This is a genomic window from Mycobacterium sp. FW102-FHT13B02, from assembly GCF_058790275.1.
Window position 1 is genome coordinate 1 of the sequence record NZ_JBYTCM010000055.1, and the last position, 3,635, is coordinate 3,635.

The 3,635-nt window shown below is 60.9% G+C and carries 5 protein-coding genes; all 5 read right to left on the reverse strand.

The features are described from left to right. Nucleotides 1-21: 21 nt before the first annotated feature. A complete protein-coding gene (locus tag AC3WTE_RS32435; protein ID WP_492443720.1) occupies nt 22-378 on the reverse strand; it encodes a hypothetical protein in 357 nt (118 codons plus the stop codon). A 168-nt stretch (nt 379-546) separates the two neighbouring features. After that, nucleotides 547-1,752, reverse strand: coding sequence for a phospholipase D-like domain-containing protein (locus AC3WTE_RS32440; RefSeq protein WP_492443721.1), 1,206 nt, complete (start codon nt 1,750-1,752; stop codon nt 547-549). An 88-nt stretch (nt 1,753-1,840) separates the two neighbouring features. Further along, entirely contained in the window at nt 1,841-2,122 is a 282-nt protein-coding gene (locus AC3WTE_RS32445) for a helix-turn-helix domain-containing protein (protein ID WP_492443725.1), read from the reverse strand. Nucleotides 2,123-2,195: 73 nt separating this feature from the next. Further along, nucleotides 2,196-2,888: an Rv1815 family serine proteinase gene (locus AC3WTE_RS32450; protein WP_492443723.1), complete on the reverse strand. Its 693-nt coding sequence runs from the start codon at nt 2,886-2,888 to the stop codon at nt 2,196-2,198. Further along, nucleotides 2,885-3,079 carry a hypothetical protein gene (locus tag AC3WTE_RS32455; protein WP_492443724.1) on the reverse strand — a complete coding sequence of 65 codons (195 nt, stop codon included), beginning with the start codon at nt 3,077-3,079 and terminating at the stop codon, nt 2,885-2,887. Before AC3WTE_RS32455 ends, AC3WTE_RS32450 begins: the two co-directional genes overlap by 4 nt. Nucleotides 3,080-3,635: the final 556 nt, after the last annotated feature.

A 3,635-nucleotide genomic window follows, 5' to 3' on the forward strand; every position in this document is an offset into this window, starting at 1 on the left:
GCGTTCACCATGACTCGTTGATCACAACGCGTGAACCACGCCAGATCCGAAGTCCACCACTCCCCGGGACGCTATCCTGTGCGGTTCCCATGGCACTTTCACGAGTGCCGCCAGGTCGGTGATGGCACGGTGGCGTGTGTCGTGGTTCTGGCTTCCGGGGGCTGTGCTGGCCAGGTGTTTGGTCAAGGCGTCTCGCCAGTTGGCTGGCAAGGTTCCGGCCCGGGCGCAGGTCAGGTAGGTCCGGAGGATGGACTGTTTGGCGAGTGTGTAGGTGAATTCGTCGACGGCCGCGGCGGTTTCGCCGAGTTGTCCGGCGATATTGATGGTCCACGTCGGTGTCGCGTGCTCGGTTGCAGTTGCGGGATCGCCGTTTGTCACGCTGGGGTGCCGCCAGTTGCCGTGTCGGGGCTGCTTGCATGTGGGCCGTATAGCGCAGGGTTGGGGGTGCTCACGGGTTTGACGGTATGTGCATGGCCCGGCGATTTCCATAGCGGGCGCCGGTTCGTGCCATTGTCAACGATGTGCTGTCGGGACGGCCACTGTGGGTTATGGCGATGTGCTTGCGAAGTCGCTGTTGAACTGTTTGTCCACCGCGGCAATGATTTTCGGCGCAGTGGAGTTATCCAGGCGAAGGGACAGTTCTCTGTTTTCCAGAAGTGACATGGTGGACAGATTAGTCGAGCCGATGATCGCTCCGGATGCCCCGCCATCACTGATCAGGGCTTTTTCGTGCATGTAGAGGCCGGTCGTTGACTTTGGCAGGTAGTGAATCTGGCAGCCGGCTTGCTGTACTTGTTGAACAGCTGGTTCCGTTTTCTGGTCTGCGTTGAGGATGATCCGGCACGCGATGCCGCGCTGCTGAGCGGCCTGGGATAGCGCGATGGCTACCTGATGGTCTTTGAGGACTTCGGTGGTGAGGTCAAGGGTGCTGTGTGTGCCGTTGATGGTGTGGATGAAAACGTTGCGGGCCGCTGGGGACCAGAGCAGATGTGGGCCTGGTGCGGCCTGGGAGAGTCGGCCGGTGGCTACTTGGGCGTAGTCACTGTCGAAAGTCGCGGCGATCGCGGCGACGTCTTCTTTGTCGGCGATCTGGATCATGGCATCGCGGCTGGTGGCGAAGTAGCGGTTGTCCAGGTTGGCGGTTGATACCACTGCGGTGGATGTGTCTGTCACCCAGGCCTTTTCGTGTACGATCCGGCCCGGCGGCGCCCATCGGGCGGCGACTCCGGCGGTGGTGAGTTTGTCGTAGGCGCTTTGGTTGGTTTGCTTGCCGTGGAACGCTTGGTCCAGGAGGACGCGCACGTCGACGCCGCGCTGGTGGGCGGCGATGAGGGCGGCTTCGACGTCGGGGGCAGCAAGTTCGTAGATGGTGAGCCGGAACGATTTAGCGGCGTTGTTGATCATGCTGACGACGGAGGAGTAGCCGGCTTGGGGTTCCTGGATCAAGGTGAATGCCCCGTCGGCGGTGTCCGCGGGTCCTGGTGATGGCTGTGGAATGTTGGAGCCGGCGGCGGGGCTGCACGCGGCTACTCCCATGGTGGCCGCTGTCGCGGCGAGGAGTGCCTTCAGTTTTGTGCTGATCATCTTTCGGGAGGTCATGTCGGTTCCTTTCGCTCGGCGGATTGTGTCAGCGGCGACCGACATGGCTGTTTTGGAGCGGCCCGATATGCGTTCGCGCAGTGGGTCTTTAGGGTCGGCTTCGGCCATTTCGGTGTTACGTCTCACCCTGTCCAGATGGACGGCGGCGTTCAAGAGGACCCCGTCGTCAGCCGGCGATGGGTCCGGGTGCGTTGTCGCCGATAGCTTGGGCCCACTCCCCCGCCGCCGGGGCCTGTGGTCCTTAGTTTGGTTTGACGCTCACTTGGACTTGAAGTCCGGCCAGCGCAGCGAGATGGAGCAGGGCGTCCACGGAAAAGCGACTGGTTTGTCCGTTGACCAGGTGCGAGATCCGGGGCTGGCGGACCCCTAGTCGCTGTGCGGCTTCATTTTGGGTCCAGCCATTGTTGGTGATCTGCTGGCTGATGGCCTCAGCTAGCTGGGCCCGAACATCGTCGCATAGAGCGTGTGTGCGTCCTGGCATGTTGATCTCTTCCCGCGACTCTCCGTTTTTCCTATGCCGCATTGCATGAATCACTGCGGCCGTTCCTTCGGGGGCGGCCGCGATTGCCTGCGGTTCACCGGTGTACGTCAAGGCTTTAGGTGTTGCTGAGCTTGGCTGCGTCGTTTGCGGCTTGGCGCAGGGTGTTCGGCCAGCTGACGGCTGCGGTGTTAGCCCCGTTGAGGCCTCGCAGAATGCCGACAATGACTGGGCTGGAACCAGATTCGTCGGTGTAGGTGTATACCGGACCACCGGAGTCTCCGTGGTCACTGGTCATGGTTCCGGCTTTCATGGTGAACCAACCGTCGTGGACTTCGTCGATTTCGCCGCAGGATGCGCCCGTCGTGGCGCCGCGGTGGCAGACCGTCATTCCCGGCGTGGGGCGGATGCCGGGCTCCGTGACGATCGGGCGAGTGAGCGCGGGACCTAGTTGGGCGGTGACCGCGACATCGGGGTCGATGCTGATCGTCTCGTAGTCGATGACCGTGTCGTCCGGGCCGGTGCTGCTGTGACCTGCGCGGTTGTTATGGGATTCGATCACGCTGCCGATGGGGTTGCCTGTTTCGTCTGTGACGGTATTCCCGTCGTTGCAATGCCCGGCTGAGTATCCGATGCGACGGGTGGTGTCGATGAAGGCAAGGGTGCATTTGACACCCCCTTGGATGATGGTCATCCCGGGGTAGGCCATGGTGGCCGGGGATGTTGCCGCGGCGGGTTGAACCGGTGCGATTACCGACAGGGCCGCGATGGTGGCTGCAGCGCTCACGAGGGTGCGCAGGTGGTTGTTCATGCGGGTCTGCCCTCTTCTGCTTCTCGCCGGAGTTTGGTTTCTTCTGCTACGAACTGGTTGATCATTTCGGTCATGACCGCCACGGCGGTGGCTTTCTTCTTTGTGCGTGCGGATCGGTAGACGAGCGCGAGCTCGAAGTCGAGTTTGAGCTCGGGCTCTACGCGGAAGCTGATCTGGTTGTCCTTGGACATAGGCGCATCTCGATTCACGGAACTGGATGGTGGTCGGCCGTCCGATGTGCTTGCTTTCTAGCAAGTGAACTCCCCTCCAGGCCGGTTTGCTAGAGGACTCCCTTTCATGCTTACCAATTAGCGTGCTTGCTAATTTGCCTGCTTGATTGTTCGTTGGCTTGCCAATAATCGGGCTTATTTGGTTGTTAACTAGCTTGTAGGCTTGGTTGCCAGCTTACACTCTAGCTCACTTGCTAGCAAAGTAGCAAGCGATCTAGTACGCAATATGGCTGCGTTAGCCGGCAGCCATCCCCCTCACGCGGGACAGAACGATTACCAGCCGACATCCCAACAACTGCCCGAGCGGATCTGTCCGACCGGAATCGGGCACTCCCCCGCCACGTCACTCATATCCCGTGGACGACCAGGCCTTCCTTGGCGTCAGTAGTCCCCTTATCTGTAGGTCGATAAGGGGTGTACTCGACTGTCGCTCGCAGCTGGTGTTGACGACGGTCGAAAAGTAGGCCAGAAGCGACGGTGAAAAGTAGGCCACGTGGTCGTGGTTATTGTGCCGTGT

Bases quoted from the DNA above. Each gene is read 5' to 3' on its own strand.
- AC3WTE_RS32445 (WP_492443725.1), bottom strand. From the start codon at position 2,122: ATGCGGCATAGGAAAAACGGAGAGTCGCGGGAAGAGATCAACATGCCA.
- AC3WTE_RS32450 (WP_492443723.1), bottom strand. From the start codon at position 2,888: ATGAACAACCACCTGCGCACCCTCGTGAGCGCTGCAGCCACCATCGCG.
- AC3WTE_RS32455 (WP_492443724.1), bottom strand. From the start codon at position 3,079: ATGTCCAAGGACAACCAGATCAGCTTCCGCGTAGAGCCCGAGCTCAAA.